16 protein-coding genes and 1 pseudogene are annotated in these 22,397 nt (G+C 66.4%); 4 read left to right on the top strand and 13 right to left on the bottom strand.

All coding sequences use genetic code 11. The features are described from left to right. The first annotated feature begins 127 nt into the window (after nt 1-127). On the top strand, nt 128-1,789 hold the full coding sequence (locus ACYCO6_RS00345; protein ID WP_459768376.1) for a calcineurin-like phosphoesterase C-terminal domain-containing protein: 1,662 nt from the start codon (nt 128-130) through the stop codon (nt 1,787-1,789). 1,413 nt (nt 1,790-3,202) lie between these two features. Then, entirely contained in the window at nt 3,203-4,327 is a 1,125-nt protein-coding gene (locus ACYCO6_RS00340; protein WP_459768375.1) for a hypothetical protein, read from the top strand. A 343-nt stretch (nt 4,328-4,670) separates the two neighbouring features. On the opposite strand, the gene tnpC is transcribed toward ACYCO6_RS00340, so the two are convergent. From tnpC to ACYCO6_RS00320, 4 genes are all read right to left on the bottom strand, one after another. Next, on the bottom strand, nt 4,671-5,951 hold the full coding sequence (gene tnpC / locus ACYCO6_RS00335) for an IS66 family transposase (RefSeq protein WP_459762615.1): 1,281 nt from the start codon (nt 5,949-5,951) through the stop codon (nt 4,671-4,673). Between the two features lie 606 nt (nt 5,952-6,557). Continuing rightward, nucleotides 6,558-9,275: a valine--tRNA ligase gene (locus ACYCO6_RS00330; protein ID WP_459768374.1), complete on the bottom strand. Its 2,718-nt coding sequence runs from the start codon at nt 9,273-9,275 to the stop codon at nt 6,558-6,560. 112 nt (nt 9,276-9,387) lie between these two features. Beyond that, the gene (locus tag ACYCO6_RS00325; RefSeq protein ID WP_459768373.1) at nt 9,388-9,918 is read right to left on the bottom strand and encodes a PopZ family protein; all 531 of its coding nucleotides are present in this window, start codon (nt 9,916-9,918) and stop codon (nt 9,388-9,390) included. Nucleotides 9,919-10,114: 196 nt separating this feature from the next. Continuing rightward, nucleotides 10,115-11,710, bottom strand: a complete 1,596-nt coding sequence (locus ACYCO6_RS00320; protein ID WP_459768372.1) for a TolC family outer membrane protein — start codon at nt 11,708-11,710, stop codon at nt 10,115-10,117. 951 nt (nt 11,711-12,661) lie between these two features. Here ACYCO6_RS00320 and ACYCO6_RS00315 point away from each other — a divergent pair. After that, nucleotides 12,662-13,069, top strand: coding sequence for a hypothetical protein (locus tag ACYCO6_RS00315; protein ID WP_459768371.1), 408 nt, complete (start codon nt 12,662-12,664; stop codon nt 13,067-13,069). A gap of 337 nt (nt 13,070-13,406) precedes the next feature. Here the strand turns inward: ACYCO6_RS00315 and ACYCO6_RS00310 are convergent. The 9 genes and pseudogenes from ACYCO6_RS00310 to ACYCO6_RS00270 all read right to left on the bottom strand — a co-directional run bounded on the left by ACYCO6_RS00310 (nt 13,407) and on the right by ACYCO6_RS00270 (nt 21,133). Beyond that, nucleotides 13,407-14,509, bottom strand: a protein-coding gene (locus tag ACYCO6_RS00310; RefSeq protein WP_459768370.1) for an IS3-like element ISMra1 family transposase whose coding sequence is annotated in 2 segments (ribosomal slippage) — nt 13,407-14,248 and nt 14,248-14,509 — 1,104 coding nt in all. Because the reading frame shifts where the segments join, the coding sequence is not laid out codon by codon here. A 176-nt stretch (nt 14,510-14,685) separates the two neighbouring features. Beyond that, on the bottom strand, nt 14,686-15,459 hold the full coding sequence (locus tag ACYCO6_RS00305) for a hypothetical protein (RefSeq protein ID WP_459768369.1): 774 nt from the start codon (nt 15,457-15,459) through the stop codon (nt 14,686-14,688). A gap of 74 nt (nt 15,460-15,533) precedes the next feature. Continuing rightward, a complete protein-coding gene (locus tag ACYCO6_RS00300) occupies nt 15,534-15,896 on the bottom strand; it encodes a phasin family protein (protein WP_459768368.1) in 363 nt (120 codons plus the stop codon). Nucleotides 15,897-15,997: 101 nt separating this feature from the next. Beyond that, entirely contained in the window at nt 15,998-16,210 is a 213-nt protein-coding gene (locus ACYCO6_RS00295) for a hypothetical protein (RefSeq protein ID WP_459773383.1), read from the bottom strand. Nucleotides 16,211-16,267: 57 nt separating this feature from the next. Continuing rightward, nucleotides 16,268-17,050: a histidine kinase gene (locus tag ACYCO6_RS00290; RefSeq protein WP_459768367.1), complete on the bottom strand. Its 783-nt coding sequence runs from the start codon at nt 17,048-17,050 to the stop codon at nt 16,268-16,270. A gap of 943 nt (nt 17,051-17,993) precedes the next feature. Then, nucleotides 17,994-18,230, bottom strand: a complete 237-nt coding sequence (locus ACYCO6_RS00285; RefSeq protein ID WP_459768366.1) for a DUF6894 family protein — start codon at nt 18,228-18,230, stop codon at nt 17,994-17,996. 286 nt (nt 18,231-18,516) lie between these two features. Continuing rightward, nucleotides 18,517-19,392 (bottom strand): annotated as a pseudogene (locus ACYCO6_RS00280) (transposase); the annotation flags it as partial. Nucleotides 19,393-19,540: 148 nt separating this feature from the next. Beyond that, nucleotides 19,541-20,884, bottom strand: coding sequence for an IS1380 family transposase (locus ACYCO6_RS00275; RefSeq protein WP_459768365.1), 1,344 nt, complete (start codon nt 20,882-20,884; stop codon nt 19,541-19,543). Nucleotides 20,885-20,956: 72 nt separating this feature from the next. Then, entirely contained in the window at nt 20,957-21,133 is a 177-nt protein-coding gene (locus ACYCO6_RS00270; protein ID WP_459773895.1) for a hypothetical protein, read from the bottom strand. Between the two features lie 189 nt (nt 21,134-21,322). Here ACYCO6_RS00270 and ACYCO6_RS00265 point away from each other — a divergent pair, with 189 nt between their 5' ends. After that, nucleotides 21,323-22,345: an IS110 family RNA-guided transposase gene (locus tag ACYCO6_RS00265; RefSeq protein ID WP_459768364.1), complete on the top strand. Its 1,023-nt coding sequence runs from the start codon at nt 21,323-21,325 to the stop codon at nt 22,343-22,345. The last annotated feature ends 52 nt before the right edge of the window (nt 22,346-22,397 follow it).

Raw genomic sequence — 22,397 nt, 5'->3', positions numbered from 1 at the left:
TGCAGTCGGGGCCGCTCCTGTCATCCGGCGGTCAAGCGCGTCTGCTTGGCCGCTGGAGTGATGGCAGGGGAGCCGATCCCCGAAGCCTCGGTCGACGATGGCCCAGGAAGCCGTGCAGGAGCCGCCCATGTCGAATGCCCCCATCTCCGGAGACGGACGCCTCACCCGCCGGGAAACCCTAGCCGGTGCTGCCGCCCTCGGGCTCGCGGCCGGCAGTGCCGGAGCGCAGGAAACCGCGGAAGCGACCGGCCTCGTGTATGCGACAGAGACAACGGGCATGGGCCGCACGCCCCTGCCGGGCGTGCTGGTCTCCAACGGGCGGGAGATCGCCCGCACCGATGGCGACGGACGATACCGTCTGCCCATGCCCGGGGACGGCGTCGTTTTCGTCATCAAGCCGCCGGGCTATGCTCTGCCGCGTGACGCCGACCACCTGCCACGGCACACCTACATCCACCAGCCCGGCGGCACGCCCGCCGCGCTGGGTCTGCGCTATCGCGGCCTCGCGCCCACCGGGCCGCTGCCGGCCTCGATCGACTTCACCCTGGCCCGCGTGGACGAGCCGGCGGATTTCGACGTCATCCTGTTTACCGATCCGCAGCCCGAGAGCCGGTTCGAGCTCGACCACGTCCGCGACACCGCGGTCGCCCGGGCCATGACGATCCCCGCGGCCTTCGGCCTGACCACCGGCGACGTGCTGTTCGACGACCTGTCGCTCTACGGCCGTTCCAACCGCATAGTCGGCCGGATCGGACTGCCCTGGCACAACCTGCCCGGCAATCACGACCTTAACGTGCAGGCGCCGGATGCCCGCTACAGCCGCGAGACCTGGAAGCGGGTGTTCGGGGCGCCGACCTACGCGTTCCGGCACGGGCGGGCGTCGTTCGTGATGCTCGACAATGTCGAGTGGCTCGGCCCGCCGGTCCCGGTGGGCGCCAACACCTACCGCGGCCATATCGGCGAGCGCAGCCTGACCTTCCTGCGCAACCTTCTGGCCGAAATCCCGCGGGACGATCTGATCGTGCTGGCCATGCACATCCCGCTTCACACCGACACCGCACCGGACGATCCGCACAACACGACCACCGATCGCGCCGCGCTGCTGGACCTGCTCGCGGGCCGCAAGGTGCTGAGCCTCGCAGGCCACACCCACACCACCGAGCACCACTACCTCTCGGAGGGACACCATCACCACGTGCTGACCGCCGTCTCGGGCTCGTGGTGGAGCGGGCCGGATACTCGCACCGGCATCCCCTCGGCCGACAGCCGCGACGGCACACCGAATGGCTTCCACGTGCTCTCGATCCGCGGCGCCGACTACACGACCCGCTACGTCGCCGCGCAGGGCCAGCCCGACGAGACGATGCGCATCCTGTTCGAGAGCGAGCTGCGGGCGGGCGCGTCCGAGGTGGTCCGCTGGACCCGACCGGTGCAGGGCATGCGGCCGCCCGTGCCGCAGGAGGCGCTGGCCGATACGAGCTTGGTGGTCAACGTGTTCGATGGCGGCCCGCGTACGAGCCTGGTCGTCCGGATCGGCGAGCGGGCTCCCGTGGCGATGGCGCGGACGCGGCGGCTCGATCCGTTCGTCGCCGAGTTGTTCGAGCGCTACCCGGAGGCGAAGAAGAGCTGGGTGAAGGCCACGCCCTCGACCCATATCTGGACGGCGCGGCTCCCGGACGATCTCGTGACCGGCGCTCACCGGGTCGCGGTCGAGGGCACGGACGAGTACGGGCGCCCGATCCGGAGCTGTACCGTGCTGGAGGTTGTGGGCGAGGGCGGGCGCGACTAGCTGTTTGGTTGCGGAGCGTCGTCGGGACCAAGTGCGTCTGGCAATTGAGGGGCGTGCCGGGTTGTCGCCGGACACGGCGAGGTGCCTTGCGATCCGGCTATAGCGACGAGGCTCGACAGTATCGGACCCGGTTTCAGCCCAGTCGGAACTCCTCTCGAACGGCCACCTTGCGTTCGTCGTCTCAGACTCAGCCGGACTGGTCCCAGCCGCCGACGTTCGCGCGCGTGTCCGCGCGATGAGGATAAGCGATCTCTGAGTGTCGCGCGCCGTTCGCGCTGGATCTAAGATTGCAGACCGCAAATCCCGGAAGCTGAGCAACCGTGCGGGGGGCATCTGCCTCCTCGACTGCAAGGAAAGGGCCGCTCCGAGGCTCTGAATGGTCGCAGCGTTCCACCCCGCCAGCCTACCATCGTGTACCGCTGCAGCTGTTCGGTGATCGTCCGTCGTGTACTCCGGCGCAGCAACGTCGTCGGCGTACACGACGGGTAATGTGATGGTGACAGTGGGAAGGCTATGTGTCCGGGTGGCATCTCGCCTCTCGCGGGGCGCATGCTCTGCATCATCGTCATCCTGCTGCGTTGCGTCCCTGGCCATCTCGGTTGCAGCGGAGGCCGGACGCCACCGAGGATCGAAGGCCGCGCGCGCACGAAACTGCTGATCCTCGGGCTCGAGAATCACCACGAAGTTCGGGACCGGACCGTCACGATGGAGTATGGCCGCTCGAGCGGCGGCTCCGTACCGTGCCAGGATCGTCTCGCGGATCGTTGCCGGCGAGAGGACGGCCCCCGTTCGCGGCTCGACCGCCAGCCCCGCATCTACGGCTGCGATCTTCATGTGTGCGGGTAGGATTTTTATCACTCCAGCCTTGGTCACGATTCGGGCTACATCGATCCGGGCACAGAGGTCTGCGGCGTACCCGACCGGATCACCGAGAATGGTGACCGAGGCGCACGCGCCGTCTCCCCGGGGGGGCAGTATCTCGGAGATTTCTGTCAACGCCGCGCTTTTCGCGATGAACCGGCGTTTCACGTCGAGATGGCTGTCGGACATTGTCAGACCTCGCGGTGTACCGGGAGGATAGATCCTGAGGACCATGAAAATCGGAAATGAAAAATGCGCGGAGGTCGAACCCGGGCGCAGCACTCAACTAGGTGCCCTAGTGGGTCCTGGACCTATCCTGTCCTGGACCTATCCTGTCTTGGACCTATCCTGTCCTCGACCTATTCTGGACCTGCAGGAGTGCCTGCCAAGAAATTTTGTCGGGCGCCTTGTAGCGGACCCAAGATGAAGCGGTAGGACCGGCCGCCAGGATCTTCTGCAGGCAGGGGACGACCCCCGCTTCCGCGGACGCGCCATCGCGATTTTCGTCAAACGCGGCCAGGCTCGTCGAACGAGCGAGAGAGAGGGGCCGTCATGGGGGCATTTTTCACGTGTATCCGCGCCGAACGCATCCGCGACCGTTGCGAACTGGCCCGCATCGCGCTGCACGGTCGGAGGTGCGACCCGTCCAGCAAGGAGCGGGTAGACCCGGCGCGCGCCTCGTGGAGCCTTGCCGGATCCGCCTACACCGACGAACCCCTAAATCTTTTGACGGCGCTCGAAAATTCTCTCAAAGCGACCGGGGCCCGACTATACGGACGCGCGCCGATCGGGCTCCATCTGCTCGTGAGCGTCAGCCCGGCGTGGGTTAAGCAAACCGGTGAATTGCATGACCCGAAAAATCCCCGGAACGTTCAGCTGGCCGAACAGGCGGTCGCCTGGGTGCAAGCCGCGCTCGGCGGGGGCGAGCCGTGCGTTGTCGCGTGGCGCTACGATCTCGATGAAAGGGGCGGGGCTGTCGTGGACGTAGTGGCCGCGCCGACGCGCGCAGCCCGTCTGAACCGCTGGTGCGACGAGCGGATCGTCTCGGTGGCCGGGGCGCTGAAAGCACTCCACAGTCTTCACCGCGACGACCGGACGGCCTTCGGCGCGCTCCAGACGTCGTGGGCGGTGCACGCCGCGACAACTCTGGATTGCACGCTTCGTCGCGGTGTGCGCAGAGACGAAGATAAGGCGAAGTATCTCGACCCCGCCCGGTATGGCCGGCTGGTGGACGAAGCTCGCGCTGATGCGGAGACCGAGGCCAATCTAAATCTAGCGGATCAGTGGGCGGAACTCGCCGCCGGGAAGCGCGATCTGAATGTCGCGGAGGCGAGGGTCGCTCGGCTCAGGGCTGAGCTGTTGGCCGCGAGAGAGCGGGTGGGGATAGAGGCTCAACGGCACGTCGAAGCGGCCATGAGCGCTGTCGCACTCGGCATCGAGGCGTTCACGGATGGGCGGATCACCGCTGTCGAGCCGGACGCGGAAAGCGGCGAGCTCCTTCTGATCCCGAATCAAGACTTGGATGATGCCGAACGGTACGCGCTGTGGGCAGCGCTTGGTCCAGCCCTCCCCGCCGGCCTGACGACAGTGCTCGAATATATTCAAGCAGAAGCTGACCGGGCAAGGAGAGGCGGAACGGATCAACAGATCTGGTATCATTCACCGATTAACATCTAAAAAATAGATTCTATTTCGGGGCAATCACGTATTTAGTCCTGCGGTACCATGAACGATGTGCAACAGGGGTGATGAGCCTTTCCCGCATCAACGGCGCGCGGCAAGGGCGGCCGGGCGGGTATTTTCGGCCGACCCGGATATCTCCGAAGGTCCACCACCGCGCCGGTATGCCGTCGTCAACCTTCGATCGTTGTCGAGAGGGTTGAGGCGGTCTAAAAATTCCGGCTGCTCTGAAGTGCTGGGCTCGAGGTCGGGCATGGGCCGGAACCTTGGCTACTCGCGCGTTGCCATCTGCTCAGATGACAGCGGTTCCGGTAATTACCCAGGCCTGTGATGGCTGGGCTCAGGCGCCGACGGTTTTGAGGATGGCGCCGAAGGGACTGCTGCCTGTGAGGCGCGCGGTGTCGACGACGGTGCGAATGGCGGCCTCGCCCTCGGCCGCCCACATGGCCCGGTAGCCGTTGGTGACCTTCCGCTGCACGACAGCCGGACGCAGCAGCCGCTCGGAGCCGTTGTTCGTCGGCTCGACCTTTCCGGGATAGGCGAGGAAGACCAGGAGCTGATCGCGGGCGCGGCTGATCTTGGCCTGTAGGTCGCGGCTCAGATCACAGCGGCTCGACGTGGCGAGGATGGCACCCAGTTGCCGATCCAGGCTGCGGCGCTTGGCCGAGAGCGTCGCGGCGGCCAAGTCGGTGACGCGCCCGGCCAGGGCGAACACGCGCTGCAGCCAGAGTTGCAGACGCCAGGGCACGGGATCGTCGCTGGCCTCGACGACATAGGCGACGTCGCGTGCCAGATGCGCCAGGCAGGTCTGGTGCTCATCCGCATGGCCTTGCTGGGCGGTGTAGCGGTCGGAGATCCACACCGCGGGCCGATGCCCGTCCATCATCTCGTGCACCACGACAGCGCCGCGCGTCGGCGAGGCCGCGTGCACCACGGCTTGCGCCGAGTGGAACAGCCAGTGGTAAGCGTTCGAGCCCTCGATCCGCACGCCGGTCTCGTCGCAGGCGACAACCTCGGCCTTGCGCAGGGCGGCGATGGCAGTGTCACGACCGGCACGGAAGCGGCCTTGCGCGCGGCGGAGCAGGTTCATCAGACCGCCCTGGCTCAGCGTCAGACCGAACAGGTCGGAGAGCGCCGCCTGCAGCCGTTCGTAGGAGAGCGCCTGGAAGGTCTTCAGGTACGTCGCCACCGCGTGCAGCCGCGGACCGAACGGGGTGCCGCGCGCCGCCTCCGGCACCGGTGCGACGACCCGCTCTCCGCAGCTCGGACAACAAACGGCGAGGCGCTGGTGCTGCGTCACGATCGGCGCCACCGCGGGCAGCTCGATTTGCTCAGAGACGCTGACGATCTCTGCCGGAAGAGCGGCATGCAGGCTGCCGCCGCAGCGCGTGCAAGCCTCGGGACGATGCTCGACGAGCGTATCGGGATCGTCGCTCAACGCCCGGCTGTGACCCTCGTGACCGGGCTTGGCGCCGCCGGGCTTGGACTGCGCGCGCTGCTCCTTGCGATCGGTCGCGGGCGGCTTGGACGAGGTGCGCGAGGTCTTCTCTGGCCGCTGCAGCCGCAGCACCAACTCGATCAGCTCCTCGCGGCTCAGCCGTTCCAGTTCGCTGCGGCCCATCTCACGAGAGAATCAGCGAAATTGGCTCCCGGCAAGAGGCAAGCTCGTCCCGGCAAGCGGCGCAGCCGCGGGCGTTCAACCGCCGACCAATCCACCCCGTGGGTAATTACCGGTTCCGTTGTGCTTGGGTAGTCTTCTCCTATGAGGAGCTCGCTACGCCGGCTAATGATTGCGTTGTCGCGCAGCAGGGGCACGGGGCTGCGCGACGCCGAGGCAGCACTTCGCAGGCCGCCGTGGTCGCCCCGCGAGGAGGCGTCGCGGCTATTCATGCGACATAAGCCGACGAACCGCCGATCACGAGTGCGGCTGGCATGTGGGAGCCGGTCGGTCGGTTTGCACTGACCGGGTGCCGATCACCGTCCCGGTCGGCCGAAGCCGAGCCCGATCTCAGCCATGACGGGCGAGCAGGGGCGCAAACGCGCGAGGCCGGCCTCTGCGAGGCAGGCCGACGCGGAGAATGCTACGACGCCATGCGGGACGGCGCTGGCCCGTCGCCCCGCCCCATCCATATATACCTGCCCCCCACCGGCCACCGGCTGAAATGAACCCTGAGTCATGGCGCAATGCGGTCTCCGCCGGATCGATTTTCAGTCCGGCGAGAGCGCTCTACTCCGCACTGAGACGGGCCAGCGCCTCTTCGATCTTCATCAGCCGGGCAGTCTCGACTTCCCGGCGCTCGCGATTCTCCTCGATGATCTCTTCCGGAGCGCGGGCGACGAAGTCGGCATTGCCGAGTTTGGCGTCGATCTTCTTGATTTCGCCCTGCGCCTTGCCCTGCTCCTTCTTCAGGCGTGCGACCTCGGCGGCGAGATCGACGACGCCTTCCAGCGGCAGAGCGGCAACGCTGCCCCGCACGAGCAATTGCACGGACTTCGTCGGCGGCGCGTCCGAGAAGGCGATATCGGAGAGCCGGGCGAGGCGCAGCAGCGTGTCCCGCCACGCCTCGACGCGGATCCGGACTTCCGGGGTCGCCCCGACCATCACCAGCGGGATCTGTGCGGCGGCCGGGACATTGGTCTCGGAGCGGGCCGACCGGATCTGGCTGACGAGGTCCACCACGAAGCCGACCTCGGCCTCAACACCCGCATCCGCGAGGCCGGACAGCTCCGGCCAGGAGGCGAGGGTGAGGAGCCCGCGCTCGGGAAGCGCCGCACCCTTGATTGCCCACAGCTCCTCCGTGAGGAAGGGCATGAACGGGTGCAGCAGCTTGGCGACCTGATCGATCAGGAACGCGACCGTGGCTTGGGTCTCCGTCCGTATCGCGGGCTCGACACCCTCGCCCTGGAGCACGGGCTTGGCGAGTTCGAGGTACCAGTCGCAGAAGATATTCCAAACGAAGCGGTAGGCAGCCGCCGCCGCATCGTTGAACCGGTAGGCTTCGAGCGCCGCCGTCACCTCGTCCACGGCGCGCGCGACCTCGGTCAGCGCCCAGCGGTTGATCGCGCCAGTGACCGAACGCGGGTCGAAGGCCGGGTCGAGGCGGCAGCCGTTCAGTTCGGCGAAGCGGGCCGCGTTCCAGAGCTTGGTCGCGAAGTTGCGGTAGCCCTGGACCCGGTCCGTCGACAGCTTGATGTCCCGACCCTGGACTGCCAGTGCGCAGAGGGTGAAGCGCAGGGCATCCGCCCCGACCTGATCGATCAGGTCGAGGGGATCGACGACGTTGCCCTTCGACTTCGACATCTTCGCCCCGGAGGCGTCCCGCACCAGGGTGTGCAGGTAGACCGTGTCGAAGGGGGCCCGATCGGTGAGATGGAGTCCCATCATCATCATCCGGGCGACCCAGAAGAACAGGATGTCCTTACCGGTCACCAGGGTGTTGGTCGGGTAGAAACGCGCGAGTTCCGGGGTCGAGTCCGGCCAGCCCAATGTGGAAAACGGCCAGAGGGCGGAGGAGAACCACGTGTCGAGGACGTCCTCGTCGCGGGTCAGCGCGACGGCCCGGCCGTGTTTCGCCTCGGCCTGGGCGAGCGCCTCGGCTTCGCTCTCGGCCACGAAGATGCCGCCCTCCTCATCGTACCAGACAGGGATCTGGTGGCCCCACCAGAGCTGGCGCGAGATGCACCAGGGCTCGATGTTGGTGAGCCACTGGAAGAAGATCTTCTCGTAGTTCTCGGGAACGAACTTCGTCTGGCCATCGCGCACCGCCTGGAGCGCGCGCTCGGCCAAAGGCTTGACGTTCACGTACCATTGGTCGGTCAGATACGGCTCGATGACGACGCCGGAGCGGTCGCCGTGCGGGACCGCATGGGTGTTCGGCTCGATCGTGCGCAGGCGCCCGCGCGCCTCCATGAGCGCCACGACCTCCTTGCGCGCCTGCGCGCGGTCGAGGCCGTGCAGCGCCAAGGCGTCCGGCTCCGGCGAAGCGTCGGAGAGGAACGCCGCGTTTCCGTCGAGCAGCATCCGGCCCTCGGGGTCGAGGACGTTGATCAGGCCGAGCCCGTGGCGCCGGCCGACATCGAAGTCGTTGAAGTCGTGGGCCGGGGTGATCTTGACCGCACCGGTGCCCTTCTCCGGATCCGAGTACTCGTCGGCCACGATCGGGATCAGACGGCCGACCAGCGGCAGGCGCACGCGCTTGCCGACTAGCGCCTTGTACCGCTCGTCCTCGGGATGGACCGCGATACCGGTATCGCCCAGCATCGTCTCGGGGCGGGTGGTCGCCACCGTAATGACGTCGCCAGTCTCGGCCCCGTTCTCGTCCACGACCGGGTAGTCGAAGTGCCAGAGATGGCCCTTCACCTCGACCTGCTGGACCTCGAGGTCCGAGATCGCGGTCTGGAACTTCGGGTCCCAGTTCACCAGCCGCTTGTCGCGGTAGATCAGGCCCTGCCGATGCAGGTCCACGAAGGTCTTGAGCACGGCGCGGCTCAGGCCCTCGTCCATGGTGAAGCGCTCGCGGGACCAGTCGCAGGAAGCGCCGAGGCGCTTCAGCTGATTGACGATCGCCCCGCCGGATTCCGCCTTCCAGGCCCAGACCTTCTCGACGAAGGCCGCGCGACCAATCTCCCGGCGGCCTGGCTCGCCGACCTGCGCCATGCGGCGCTCGACGACCATCTGGGTGGCGATGCCGGCATGATCGGTGCCGGGCTGCCACAGCACGTCCTTGCCGCGCATGCGCTCGAAGCGGCAGAGGACGTCCTGCAATGTGTTGTTGAGCGCATGGCCCATGTGCAGCGAGCCCGTCACGTTCGGCGGGGGGATCACGATGCAGTAGGGGCTCGCCCCGGCGCGCTCGGGCCGGCCGGCACGGAAGGCACCCGCCTCATCCCAGGCGGCGGAGATCCGCGCCTCGACGGAGGCGGGCTCGAAGGTCTTATCCATCATCGCGGTTAAAGGCCGGCGCTTGTCCAATAGGGTTGGACCCGCTTTCGACCGTCGGACCGCTCCCGTCAACACGCGGCCGCCCGAGAGCGGCCGCCATACCCAGGGGCGCGGCTCAGCGGCCGCGCGACACCCGCTCGATCTCGGCGCGCACGAGGCGCTCGACCACCGCCGGCAGATTGTCGTCCAGCCAGGATTTCAGCATCGGCCGGAGCATCTCCTTGACGAGGTCCTCGAGCGTCCGGGCATTCTGCGTCAGCACGGTGTGGGCCAGCAGGTTGAAGGCGCCGCTGACGCTGGCATCCGTGGCCGGGGATACCAGGGGCTCCGGCTCCGGCTCCGGCCGCGCGGCCTGGAAGACCGGCTGCCGCGGGGGAGCAGGCCGAGCGGGCGGCGGCTCCGGTACCGTCTCGGGCTCAGGCTCCGGTTCGGCCGGGGTCGGATCCTCGAAGTCGATCGCGTCGAAATCGAGCAGCGCGGCCGAGGGCGTCGGCTCCGGCATCACGGCCCGCGGACGCACCACCGGTTCGGCGACCTCGGCGAGGTCGAGCACGTCGTCCGGCTCGGACGCCGCGACCGCCTCGGCGGGCTTGGCCGCCTGATCGTCGGCGATGATCCTGCGGATGGAGGCGAGGATCTCCTCCATCGAAGGCTCGTGCGCCTTATCGGCCGCCTTATCCTCGAATTTAGCGTCTGGGATCTTGGGGCTTGCTGCACTCATCGCCAGGCGCGCTCGGGCATCGGAACTGGAATGCGGCCCGATCGGGCCGGCCTTCAATCAGTATTCCAGTCCGTTTCGGTGCGGCAAGCGCGCCTGCAACACACTCCCCGTGGAAAAGACCTCAGCGCCCGTCCGGCGTGCGAAGGCCGAACCACAGGTCCTTGACCTGATCGTAGTGGATCTTGGCGCTGTAGTACTCGACCGGCAGCGCGGTGAAGCGCGCGGTGAGCTGCCCGATCGCCTGAACGACGCCGTAGGAAAAGATCACCCGGTCGCGCTGGGCGACGATCAGGAGCACGCGGGAGTTCAGCAGTTCCTGCTGCGCGTTGAGCACGTCGAGGGTAGTGCGCTGGCCGACGCGGGCTTCCTCGCGCACGCCGTTCAGCGCCACCTCGTTGGCCTGGACCTGGGCTTGAGCCGCGATGACCTGCGCCTTGGCGGCCTCAAGGCGACCCCAGAAGTCGACGATCTGCGCCCGGATCTGATCGCGGACCTGATCGACCTGGATGCGCGCCTGGCCGACCGTCTCCTTCGCCTGGCGGATCTGGGCGTAGGTCTGGCCGCCTTCGTAGATCGGAATATTGAGCCGGCCTCCCACGAATCCGACGAAGGAACTCGTGTTCGGGCCGATCTGGTCGTAGAGTTGACTGAGGGAGCCCTGCAGGCTCAGGTTCGGTGCCAGCTGGCCCTCCAGCACCTTCACCTGCGCTTCGGCGGCATCGACAGCGTGCATGGCCGACACGATCTGCGGGTGCTCGCGCAAGCCGATGGCGATGGCGGCATCCAGGCTGCGCGGCACGAAGCGGTCTAGCGGCCGGCCTGGCGCGAGCTGGCGCGGCTCGACGCCGATATTCTGCCTGTAGATGCCGATGCTGGTGCGCAGGGCTGATTCGGCGGCGCTGACCTGAGAGCGCGCGCCCGCGAGCCGGGCCTCGGCCTGGGCGACGTCTGTCCGCGTCACCTCGCCGACGTTGAAGCGGTCCCGCGTCTGCCGAAGCTGCTCCTCGAGAACCTCGACGTTGTTGCGGTTCAGCTCCAGCGTCGCTGTGTTGCTCAGGACGTTCATGTACGCTTGGACGGCGTTAAAGAGGACCGTGAGCTCCGTAAAGCGCAGGGTCTCGCGCTGACTGTAGACGGTCGATTCGGCGCGTCGGGTCAGGTTGTCCGTCTGGAAGCCGTTGAACAGCGTCTGCGAGACGGTGAGGCTGGCACTGCTCGGCAGAAAGGTCTCCCGGATCGTCCGTCGCGACGTGATGATCTGGGTGGCGCCGACCTGAGACGCAGCGGAGGTCGCCCCCGCGCCGGTGAGCGACGGCTGCCCTGCGGTGAGGCCCGATGTCGCCGAGGTGGCCGTCGTCCCGATACCCGTCGTCGTGCCCGTTCCCGTGTCGGCGCCGATTCCCACCGTGGTGCCAACCCCGCCGGCTCCGCCGAGCGCGGCTCCGGTTCCGGCCGTCGTGCCGGTGCTTGCCGAGCCCACCGCGACCGCGGCAGTACTGGATCCCTGGGTCTGAATGTACTGGACGCCGATCTGCGCGCCGACGTTCACCTGCGGCCGGTAGCCGGACTGGGCGATCGCCACATTCTCGTCGACCGCGCGCACGCCGGCGCGGCCCGCATTCAGGGTCGGATTGCCCTGATAGGCCTTCGCGAGAGCGCTCTCCAACGTCTCGGCAGCGGACGGGGTCGCTGCCAAGATGGCTAGACCAGAAACCATCCCGACCATGCGGAACGTCGAGCAACTCGCTTGTGGACGTCGTGTCACGATGAACAAGCCCTTGCGGTCTCTTTCGGTCCGGATGTCCGAGACGAAAACGGCCAAGGTACGGCGTTACGCTGGTATCCGATCAAGTCCGCCCCACTGTCACGCTTAGCGCAAAACCGTCGCTTTGGCTCGGCTTGATCGGCCGTGAGCGTCGGAATGTGCGGCGTTGGGGCATTAAGGTGACACATCCTGGGTGGGGTGTTCAAAGGCGCGGCGCCGCCTCCTGTCCGCGGCATCCGCTTCGCCGCCGGCTATCCCGCATGCCTGCCGATCAGCGGCGCATTTCGATCGCCCGCGGGATGCGCGCGTGTCGAAGCGGGCACGCCTCATGTTCTCGCCGACCGGCGGGAGAGGCGTTCCCGTTAGGCCACGCTAATAGCGGTCCTCGGGTGCGATCCCTGACCCGGGCTCGGGTTCCGTCGTCGGATAGGGGGCCGCCTCGGGCTCCCGGGCCGGGCGCGCCGGGCGCGCTGGGCGTGGTTTGGCGACTGAGCCCGTGAGAGCAGGGGGCGCCTTCGGCTTCGGTGCCGGGCCGGGCGGTCCCATCTTTCCGGGAGGTCCCGGGGGACCGGGAGGACCTTGCGGACCACGAGGGCCGGCCGGACCTGCCGGACCGATCGGCCCGGCCATGCCGGGAGCGCCGGCCGGACCAGCCGGGCCGCGCTCACCCGGCGCACCGGGCGCCCCCTGGGGCCCGGGCGGCCCGGGCGGCCCGGGAGGGCCCATCGCGCCCTGCTCGCCCTTGAGGCCGGCCTCCCCTCTCGGGCCGGCCTCTCCGCGCGGCCCCGGCGGGCCGGCAGGTCCCGGGAGACCGGGCGCCTGCGGTCCCTGCTGGCCGCATTCGCCGACCACGATGCTGCGTGCCTGTTTTGGGGTCCGCAGCGTCGCGACGCAGGTGGCCGGATGATAGACGACGCGAAATTCAAAATAGCCGCGCCCATCAGTCTTCCGCGGAAACTGGCCGTCGAGAGTAATGTCCGTGTCCGGGTCGTCGGCATACCCGATGATCCAGAGATCGCCGCCCGTGATCTTTGCCGCCTCTATACGCATGTCAGCCCGCGCCGATGTCGTGCAGGCGGCGGCCATGACGAACATCAAGTACAGAGTATGGCGTTCGCGCGACGCGCGCATGGCATATCCCGCTACATTCCCAGCCGTCACAATGCCACTGGATGCGGATTTCGCAATAATTTCGCGAACCGGTTTGATGTGGAAAACACGGTTTCGGACGCGGCTCACCCGAATTGGGTATTCGGACCTATAGGGCCGCGGAATATGGGACCCGCTTCGGCGTTTGAAGCGGCGATCTGATTTGGCTGGACGGGTCGAGCTCCTCCGGCGGAGTGGCGCTCTTCCCCCCGGGGGGTTAGGCCTCGTGGGCGCTCCATCCTGGTCCGGGCTCGGCGCCGCGCTGGCGGCGGCGCTTTGTTCTTTGGCATCGCCACGCCTCTTATGGCCCGTTTCTCAATGTCGGGCTTCCGTAACGCGGGTCCTGGTCGGGCCTTGAGGCTCTGCCCCGAGACCGAGGCGGCATCCTCGGCATGCGGTGCACAGTTTCGGCTGCGATCTGAGGGTCCCCCGGATCTTGGTCCGGCCGAAAGGTGAGCCTCCGGATCTCATGGAGTTGACCCGGTTTGTGGTCCACGACCTATGCAAGTTCTCGGGCTGTGACAGCTTGGTTGGCGAAGGCTCGGGGCGTCAAGCCGCCCAGGGCCGTATGGGGTCGATCTTCGTTGTAGTGGCACCTCCAGTCCTCGATGCGTTCACGGGCATCGGCCAGCGATAGGAACCACGAAGCGTTCAAGCACTCTGCCCGTAGGCGGCCGTTGAACGACTCGATGTAGGCGTTGTCGGTCGGCTTGCCCGGTCGTGAGAAGTCGATCTCGACCCCGTTCAGGTACGCCCACTGGTCGAGCATGCGCCCGGCAAACTCCGGTCCATTGTCGACCCGCAGGCTCTTGGGCCGCCCGCGCAGCCGGACCAAGGCGTCCAGGGCCTCGGTCACTTGGAAGGCGCGGAAGTTGGCTCTCGGTGTGAGCGAGAGCGCCTCTCGCGTATGGCAATCGACCACCGTCAGGATCCGGAACGGACGCCCGTCGAACAGGCGGTCGGACATGAAGTCCATGGCCCAGACCTCGTTGGGTCCGCCGATGGCCGGCCGCCCTTGCCGGTAGCGACAAGCCCGTTTGCGCTTGGGCAGCTTGGGCCGGATCGACAGCCCCTCGTCCCGGTAGATCCGGTAGGTGCGCTTGTGATTCACCTCCCAGCCCTCTCGTCGCAACAGGATGTGCAGCCGCCGATAGCCGTAGCGCACCCGTGCAGCCGCTAACTCCTTCAGCCGCATGCGCAGAGCTACCTGCGGATCGGCGCGCTTGCGGTAGCGCTGGGACGAGCGGCCGAAGCCGGTGGCCTGACAGGCCCGACGCTCGCTGATGCCGTAGGCCACCTGCAGGTGACCGGCGACCTCGCGGCGAGCAGCGGGCCTCACCACTTTCGCTTGAGCACGTCCTGCAGCATGGAGCGGTCCAGTGTCAGGTCGGCGACCAGCCGCTTAAGCTTGCTGTTCTCGTCCTCCAGCTGCTTCAGCCGCCGGATCTCCGGCACGCCCATGCCGACGAACTGCTTCTTCCACCGATAAAACGTCGGCTCGGACACACCCATCTTCCGGCAGACCTCGTCCACCGTCGCACCGTTCTCCGCCTGCCGCAGGGCAAAGGCGATCTGCTCGTTCGTGAAGCGTTTGCGAGGCATGGCATCCACCCTCCTTCAGGGTTCAGGATGCCCGAAAAACTTGCGCTCGACGCGGACCAGTTTGCTGGGTCAGGGTCACGAGCCCGAGAAGAGCGGCCGTGTAGAACGGAAACATTCGCCTCACCTCAGCTGCAGGGGGAAGTGGCACACGCCGACGCCGCCTACTCCTCGAAGCGTTACGCTGCGGCGTTCCGCCGAAGTTTCCAGCCAGTCAGCAGCTGGTGGCCCGGTGCAGCGAGTGCCTCGCCGAACCGGACAGCTGCCTCCAGCGCGCGCGTCATCTCACGCGTTTGCAGATCTATAACCTGAGAGGGCGTCCGCGCGCCGCTCAGAGCCTGCAGATAAGCAAGCATGGCCTCCCTCTCTCTGCGGGCATACGCCCAGGCCGTCACGTTCATCTGGAACACGGTTCGCGCAAGGTTCGGCGAAGCCGGCCACAACGTGTGGCTCACGGGACGCCCCTGTGGTGTCTCGGCCGGTCGAAGCTGCTGACCGCGCGAGCTCGCAGGCTGTGTTGTCACTGGTGACGTCTGATCCGCATCTTCAACTGCGGGTTGAGCGACACTGCTGACGTCGCTCATCGCGGTGGGCGCCTCAGCCAAGAGAGACCCGGACTGGGCGTCATCAACACTGGCGGCCTCATCGCCTGCAACGTCCGGAAAGATCATCGGCACGTCTTCAGCGGTATCAGCCAGCGGCAGCTCGAGAGCAGTGGCAGAGGTCGTCTCAAGCAGATCGGTCGTCAGATCGACCGGGGCTTCGTGGTGGACGGAATCCAAAGCCTCCAGCAGGACTGGAGCTTCGGCCGGGTGTGTTGCCGAATCTTCGAGCGGCGGCATCTCAGGTATGCCGGATGACATGAGCGGCTCACTGTCTCCGCTCGGCTGCACCGCGCCAGAGGCTGCTTCCTTCATCGGCACCGAAGTCTGGCCGCTACGTCGACGCACCATCGCGCTACTCCCCAAGTCGCAGAGGCCCCCTGCTCCTCATTCCGAGGTGCAGAGGGCGGAGATGACAGATCCGATCAGGCCGTCTTGGCGGGCTGGGTCACGCTGGCGAGTTCCTTGGTCGGGCTCTGCAGAGCAGCGAACTGCGTGCGGACGTAGTCGGACTGCAGCTGCAGCGCGTCCTGCAAGCTGTTGGCCCGCACCAGCTTCTGCGCGAGATCGAAGGTGCTGGCGAGGTTCTGCTCGAACATCTCGAAACCACGGACATACGCGACGCTGGCGGGCAGCTCAGCCGTCTTGGTTTGCGCCTGCGCGCTCTGGGTGGCCTTGCGCGCATTCTGCACGAAGGCGATGAGCGCAGCGCGGGCTTGCTCGACACTCTTCTCGGCAAAGTCGCGCATCTCGGCCGGAACTTCGAAGCTCGGCTGGGTAGTGGTCATGATGCCCCTCAAAACTCAACATTCACGCCGAATCACTTTGTGCGGCGCACCACGTGCATGCCGCAATGCACAATCCGTGTCCAGACGACCCAATTCTTGGGCTAAGACTCGCTCCCGGGCCCACCGAGGACGCATGAGTCTGACAAACTGGACGACTGAGTGCCCTCAAGCTGGCAGAGGTGGTCCTTGGTCCGCTGGCGGACAGTCACGTCTGCATCGGTGATGCGGTGCTCAAGAAGTTCGGCCGAGAACACCAAGGCAGCGACCTCTTGATCGAACCGGATGGGCGCTTCAAAGAAGCGGTCATAGGGGATGGCGTCGCGTGGCTTGGAGCGGGGCAGCAGAACCGCCCGGAGCCCATCGTATGCGTGTCAGTGCGGCACAGGAGAGTGCGTGTGAGCCGTGCTCATGGGCGGGCCGCTCTCGCATCGTTGATCGGCCATGGCCTGCATGGCGCGCCGCTTTAGCTGCTGCAAGCGCTCGTTCAGGGCCGCGCGCTGACGCTGCCGCTTTTGCTCAAGCTGGCCGAGGATGTGCTGCTTCTCGTCTGCGGGGCCGGACCAGTCGTCCAGGCGCTCGCAATCTGCTTGGTAGCCGAACTCGGCATCCGCCAACGTGGCGAGCGTCGCCTGGAGCGCGCCTGTCAGACGGTCGAGGTCCAGAGCTGCTCCCCGCCTCTCCGGTATCGGCTCGGCCCATTGCTCGGCCGTAAGGTCGATTGGGTCAGACCCGTTCAGTTTCGTGATCTTGAGAAGAACGTTGGACGCGGCGACCAGAGTGCCGGACGCATCTCGCAGCGGCGTTGGGTAGGGCATGAATGGAATCAGCGTTCCGTCCGGCCGCTCCAACACGGCCTGCACGCCGCGCACGGGCCGCTCCTCCCTGACGGCTATGGCCATGGGGCATTGGTCGAGTGGCAAGGGCGTTCCGTCAGAGGTGTAAATGCGCCAGCATCCGCACCAGCGCGTCTTGCCGAGTTCGGGGCGGTAGCCCCACAGGTCGGCTGCCGCATCGTTGTAGTAGGTCAGCCAGCCATCCGCGTCGGTGGTGTAGACCGGCGACCTGAACTCGCGAAAGAGATCGGCGCGCGACGGCTCATCGTTCCAGCCGCGGTCGGGACCCACAAATTCGAATTCGTCGTCGTCCGGAAACATGCTGCTCTCCCCCAACAGACGGGCCAGGAAATGCCCGTCGAAGCATTCCGGTCGCCCCCCTCTGTCGCGGGTGCCTGCAAGCCGATCCCACCATCATGATGGCCGTCTCGGCTTGTCGGTGACGCAGGATGCGTCGCACTCCAGATCGTCCGACGATATGAGATTGTGCCTCAAAGCTTCCGGGGGCGGTCGCTCCTCGACGCCATAGCCGGCTCACGCCAGCCTGGGCTCTCCCGCATCGCCTTGTACGGACGCCTCTCTTTCGCACAGGCGGGAAGACTTTTCAAGGGCAATGTGCTCACTCGCTTGCTGTCGCTTGAGCAGTTTCTGCTCTACGTTGATGCTGTGTGAAGGCAAATTGCCGACTTCAGATAATGAAAGTTTTCTTCTAAATGCTAGATTAACTTCAGGTCCGTAGGCGAAAGCGTCCGAATGCGGGATGCGTTCGACGCAAGGCTATGCGCCAGCGGCCTCTGATCAGCGATGATCAGAGAAAGCGCGGTGGACAACTTCATCCGTCGGGGCCCGCTGCCCCGTCAGTTCGCCTACCTCCTGCGCGCCGTCGTACTCATCGGCAAGCCCGCGTTTGCCTTGCGCCCCGATCTTCAGATTGCCCAGTCGCCCGCCGGTGCCGCGGCCGCGTGTCGAGCTCGAGCCGCCGCATCTTTCGCCCGTCTGGCTTACGCCAGGCCCTTCCGGGGCAGGGAGCCTCAGAGCCGTGATCCCGCAGCGATGGCTCCAGTAAGCTTGGGACCGACTGCTTCGAGGCGGGCGGAGATGCGATGGTCAGTGCGACGCCGGAACGAATCTTCCCGCTGGTCGCGCGCTGCGTAGTTTCATGGTTCGCGGGCGCCCAACGCTGGGTCGCGCCGACATCTGCACAAGCAAAAAGGCTGCGCAAGCATCTACGTAGCTGCTCAGGAAGTCGGTCTCTATTGGCCGATTAAGTACTGCCGCACGCCAGACTAAACGGAAGGCTGAATAATTCGGATTGGTCACAATACCGAACTTCCAAGATCCACGACGACCAATCGGCGGCCGCCGCCCCATACGCATCGCGGACGTTTGAGATTATCGCCTTCGCCTGCTGGAAGGCTGATGCTAGGGTGTCACACTCAACGCCGACCATGTCGGCGAGTTTCTCGCCTTGGTTGCAAATATCAAAATAGAACCGTGCCATCTGCTTGCTCGCGCTCTCGGTTGCGTTTCCAAGATGCGTACCAACTCTGTATCACGCACTTTTCCGGGCGGATCGCCCGAGGCGCAACCGTGAGCTGGTATCGTTATTGTGCCGCTTTGAACCCCGGAAATGAGCAAAGTTTCTATAACATATGATGAGGAGCGTCTATCTTCGGTTGCCCATGAGGATCGTGGCTGTATCCGGATCGAGCAGCGCACAGGGCTGTAGTCCGCGTCCAGCGCACCCATGATGGCAACGACGTCCTGACCGTCGGCAAGTGTCCGGTGAAGAGACCTCGCTTGGCGTGGTTTGATGTGAGGGTCTTGGGCACGCACGGCAGGAGGCCAGTGCCTTCACACGCCAGAACTTGATCGCCGTTGAGGTAGCCCCGGTCGGCCAGCACCGTGAGTGTGGCGCATCCCGTCGCCTCTTGGGCCAGGAGCCCCATCGGGACGAGCTGGGCGCGGTCGTTGCCGATGTTGGTCACGGCATGGGCGACGATCAGATGATGCTCGGCATCAACGGCCGCCTGAACGTTGTAGCCGACGATCCCGGTTCCCTTGCCGCGGGTCGCCATCGCGCGCGCATCGGGGTCGGTCAACGAGATCTGCTGGTCGGGTGCTTCCTCGACCTGCTGACGCATTGCTTGCAGGTCTTTCATCTGCTCGCGCAGAGCTGTGATCTTCTCGGTGAGCCGCGCCGTTCGTGCCTCGGCGATGTCACTCGGCTGGCGGTCGGCCCGGTCCAGGGCGGCGAGATAGCGGGCGACGCTCGCCTCGACCTGAGCCAGACGCGCCTCGACCTTGGCCACAGTATAATTCTTGTCGCGATTGTTGACCGCCTTGAACTTGCTGCCGTCGATCGCAACGACCGCCTTGCTGAACAGATTCAGCCGACGACAGAGAATGACGAACTGTGCGCAGGTGGCCTGGATCGCAGGCCCATTGTTCTTGCGGAAGTCGGCCAGGGTCTTGAAGTCGGGCATCCGCCGACCGGTCAGCCACATCAACTCGATGTTGCACTGGGTCTCGCGTTCGAGACGGCGGCTCGACGGGACGCGGTTGAGGTAGCCGTAGAGGTAAATCTTGAGAAGTGTCGCCGGGTCGTAGGCTGGACGGCCGGTTGCCTCAGGGACGGCTCTGGTGAAGCCAAGGGTTGCTAGCCCCTCTTATTCACCCGGCAGGCGACGGATCGAGTTTTTGCGATGTGGCCGCGCGTGATCGCTGCGCCTTCGACGCTGTGGATCCGGGTTGTTTCGGCAGGGCTGGAGGAACGAGAGCGGGCTCGTCGGGGCGTCTCAGCCCCGTGGCTCAAGCCGGTGCCGGTCCCAGAGCCCCTGCGAGGTGGCGCAGCAGGTCAGCCTCCGGGCAGGCGGCGGCGAAGGCGAGGCGGACGCGGGCAGCGCTCTCTCGGATACGAGCGCCGGGCTTCAGGAGCCGCAGCCGGATCGTGGCGAACTCGGCCCGTGCCAGGCGGTGCGCCTTCGGGATGACGTCTCGCACGGTGAGCATCAGCCAGTAGGCGGCGGTGTGCAGAACCAGCCGCATCTGGTTGGCGGCGGGGTGCCGGCAGGAGGTGCGGTCCGAGGCGAGCTGGCTCTTGTGCAGCTTGATCAGGTTCTCGGCCTGTCCGCGGGCGCAGTACAGCTCGGCGTAGAGCCATTCGGGCGTGCCGGTCGTGATGTTGGTGACCACGTAGCGGATGTCGAGGCCGAGCCGGGTCGCCTCGATGCGGGCGGCGACGCGGCGCTGCTGCCGCCAAGACTTGGCCGCATGCGTGGTCTCGGCAAAGCCGCGCACCGCATCCATGTCGTCGACGGCTCGCACCACCCGGATGTGATCGGCCGTCGTCTCGACCTTGGCCGCCAACGCCTTGGTGCCGGTCAGCCCGAAGACGTAAGCCACGCCGTTGTCCTCGCACCAGTCCATGACCTCGGGCCGCCCGTAATGGCCATCGCCGCGGATGGTGATCGCGGTCGTCGGCCAGTGGCGGCGGATCGCCCGGATCAGGCGGCGCAGATGAGAGCGCACCTCGCGGCCCGACGGCGTCTTGCCCGGCCGCAGGATCACCGCCACCGGGCGCGAGGTGGCGGTGTCGTAGACGTGGATCGGCAGGAAGCAGCGGTCATCGTGATGGGCGTTGAACAGCGACAGCTGCTGCTGGCCGTGGACCACGTCGCAGGTATCGTCGATGTCCAGGGTGACGGCGGCTGGCGGCTTGGCGTAGCTGGCGCAGTACAGATCGACCAGCACCCGCCCGAGCCGGATCAGGTCACGCAGGCCCGGCGTGTTCTCCAGCCGGGAGACGGTGGGCTGGCTCATCAGGTCCGCGCCGCTCTCGGGCAGGCGTCCGCAGGCGAGCTTGAACGCCGGATCGGCGCGCAGGTGGTCGAGGTCGTCGGCATCCTCATACCCGCAGGCGATGGCCAGGATGCGGGCCAGAAGGATCTCGGAAAGCGGGTGCAGCACCCGGCTCGGATCGCGTCGATCCGGGATCACGGCGGCGAGCTTCTCGGCGATGCCGAGCCGTCGTGCGGCCTGAGCCAACAGCAGGATGCCACCGTCCGAGGTCAGGCGTCCGCCGTCGAAGGCGGCTGTGAGCTTCTTGCCCCGGACGGATGGAAACCCGAACGGAAGCGCGTCAAGATTGGACATGGCGGGCGTGGCGGGCTCGATGGGGTCACAGGTCTTGGCGTCAGCACCCAATCCCTAAGCCACATCAATGTCTTACGCTACGCACGCCACCTCAGATCCACTGCCCTCGTGAATAAGATGGGCTAGATCGAGTTCGTCGACGAAGACCTCGACGAGCCGGACCGGGTTGTCCGCCGCCACATAATCGTCGAGGCAGTCGGGCAGGAGCGTGCCCTGGCGACGATCCTCACCGGCGATGAAGCGGGCCATCCCGATCTCCTCCGATCGGCGACAAGCTTAGCAGGTCAGGTCGTTTTCACACATGAGGTAATCGCGGGAGCGTTCCCCTCAGGGCCGGATTGAGCTGGCCTACAATGGAAGAGGTGGTTGTTCCCCGACAGGATGAAGTTGCGGGCTCACGACTGGACGCCGGGCCCATGCATCGCGCGGAGAACAACCATGGGTGAGTCTATCGGTCTCGACGTGTCCTTGAAAGCCACGACGATCTGTGTGCGGCGGGACGGCAAGCGGGTTTGGCGCGGCAAGTGCGCTTCCGATCCTGCCGCCATTGCCAGTGTTCTGCGCAAGCATGCGCCCGAAGCTCAACGGATCGTGTTCGAGACGGGTCCCTTGTCGATTTGGTTCTTCCATGCCCTCACGGCTGAAGGCCTCCCGGCGATCTGTATCGACGCGCGTCATGCCAAGGCCGCCCTCGACATGGCCGCCAACAAGACCGACGCCAACGATGCCGAGGGGCTGGCTCACCTGGCCGAGGTCGGCTTCTTCCGCGAGGTGCGCGTGAAGGGATACGACAGCATGCTTGTGCGAACGCTTGTCGCCGCGCGCAGCAAGCTCGTGCGGATGGCGATCGAGCTGTCCAATCAGATCCGCGGCCTGATGAAGACGTTCGGCCTGATCGTGCCGGGCGCAAAGGGCGGATCGTTCGAGGCGGAGGTTCGACGCCTCCTGTCGGACGAAGACGGTTTGGCTCGCGTCATTCTTCCGCTGCTGGAAGCTTGGGGCACGGTTCGCCGACGAGCGGCGGAACTCGGACGCCAGCTCCTGGCCGGCGCCCGGCAAAGCCAAGCCTGTCAGCGTCTGATGGCGATCCCCGGGATCGGGGCGCTCACCGCGGCCGCCTTCGTGACCGCCATCGAGGATCCTGCGAACTTCAGATCGTCACGCTCCGTCGCCGCCTGGTTCGGACTGACGCCGCGACGCTATCAGTCGGGCGAGGTCGACTATGATGGGCATATCTCCCGGAGAGGAGACGCGCACATGCGGGGGCTCCTCTACGAGGCAGCAACCGTTCTCCTGACCCGTAGCCGGTTGGACAGCGACCTGCGCACCTGGGGGCTGAAGCTGCGCGAGCGGCTCGGCTTCAAGCGCGCCGCCGTGGCAGTCGCGCGCAAGCTGGCCGTCGTCATGCACGCCATGCTGAGGTCCGGCCAACCCTACCCCGCGAAGGCTGCCACCGCCTGACCCCAGAACACCCAAGCTTGCCGCGCGTCAAAGCGCGTCGAGGCGTCCCTGC

Source organism: Methylobacterium sp. CM6257, from assembly GCF_054611515.1.
Note: the sequence above shows the minus strand (reverse complement) of the source record. Positions and strands in the feature narration are given on the sequence as shown.